Raw genomic sequence first — 1,343 nt, 5'->3', positions numbered from 1 at the left:
CGCAGGGCCCCCGCCGCGCGGTGACTGGCAGTGCAACAGAAACGGGCGGCCAACCGGCCGCCCGTCTGCGTAAGCCCTAAAGCAGGCGAGGGCGTCTCAGGCCTTGCGGCGGCGGCGCATCAATCCGAGCCCGCCAAGCGCGCCGACCAGCAGAAGGCCACCCGCAGGCAGCGGCACCGGGGCAACCGGGGCGGATGCAACCACCTCGAACATGATCCGCTTCACGTTAAAGTCGTCATTATCTCCCAGCGCGCCAATCGCAAAAATGCTGCTCGGGCTGACCGAGTAGTTACTGGACCAAGCGTAAGCGACGCCGTCGGCAAGGTTGCGGTCCAGGCTCATTTCCGTCGCCGGCGAATTCGCTCCGTTTCCGAAGCTCAGAACGCTGAATCTATCGTCGTCATCCACATTGGAAAAGTGAATTGCCTGCAAATTCACGGTGAGCGGGCCGAAATCGAGCAGAACGAATTCATTCGCCCCAAGACCATCGAGATAGGCCGCGTCGCCCGTGCACCCACCCAGTTGCCAGCCGCCCAACTGTGCCGCTCCGCTGCACACGGCAAGACCCTTGTGAGGGATATTGGCCACGCTGACATTGGAACTGATTGCGCCAGCACTCACGGTGACACCACGCACGCTGACCGACTCCGAGCCATTATCAAAGGCAAGGGCTCCGTTGGTCCAGCCATTGCTGGTCGAGAAATCGATGTAGGCTGCGGATGCACCGCTTCCGCAGAACACACTGGCTGCCATAACCGCAGCCGCAACAAAACCTGTCTTCAAAACACAATCCTCTTTCAAACTGGTTACTGCGGGCAACACAACCCCATGTCGGATATTGTGCCTCACGAACTGATTAGTATCAGTAACACGAAATTCCCCATTTTCGCCACATTACGAGCCTTTTTCGGGTAAATTGGAGTTTTCGCCCGGGAAAATGCCAATTAAACGAAAACAGTCTGGCATTGGTGATGGCATTGTTTCCAGCGGTTTCCGAAGCCGGTAGACGGACAAGAATCTCCTGAATGCACCGGGCCCAAAATCGCCGCTCAGGCCATCCCGAGTGTTGCCGCTCACCGAACTTCCGGAATGTTGTCCGCCCGTTTCGCGCCCGCCCCCCCTCAAACCCGGTAGGTCAGGCTGCCCGAGATCGCCGCGCTGCCGCTGGTCAGGGCGGCGACATCCAGCGGGGTGGCGCTGCCGCCGGAGATGTTCTGCACCAGCTGCAGCGCGCTCTGGCCGGCCGGCAGCACCAGGCAGGGGGGCTGGGCGAAGGTGACCTGGTCCAGCCGCGCCGCGCCGGTGAAGCCGGCGCTGGCATGGTCCTGGGCAGCATAGGGCAG

At 61.1% G+C, this 1,343-nt stretch carries 2 protein-coding genes; both read right to left on the bottom strand.

What is annotated here, in order from left to right; all coding sequences use genetic code 11:
- Positions 1-96 precede the first annotated feature (96 nt).
- Complete coding sequence (locus CVM52_RS25795) at positions 97-819, bottom strand: VPLPA-CTERM sorting domain-containing protein (protein WP_240621086.1); 723 nt, start codon at positions 817-819, stop codon at positions 97-99.
- Between the two features lie 302 nt (positions 820-1,121).
- A partial coding sequence (locus tag CVM52_RS27295; protein WP_172721101.1) for a hypothetical protein occupies positions 1,122-1,343 on the bottom strand: 222 nt, incomplete at its 5' end.

Source organism: Pseudooceanicola lipolyticus, from assembly GCF_002786325.1.
GTDB lineage: Bacteria > Pseudomonadota > Alphaproteobacteria > Rhodobacterales > Rhodobacteraceae > Pseudooceanicola_C > Pseudooceanicola_C lipolyticus.
Note: the sequence above shows the minus strand (reverse complement) of the source record. Positions and strands in the feature narration are given on the sequence as shown.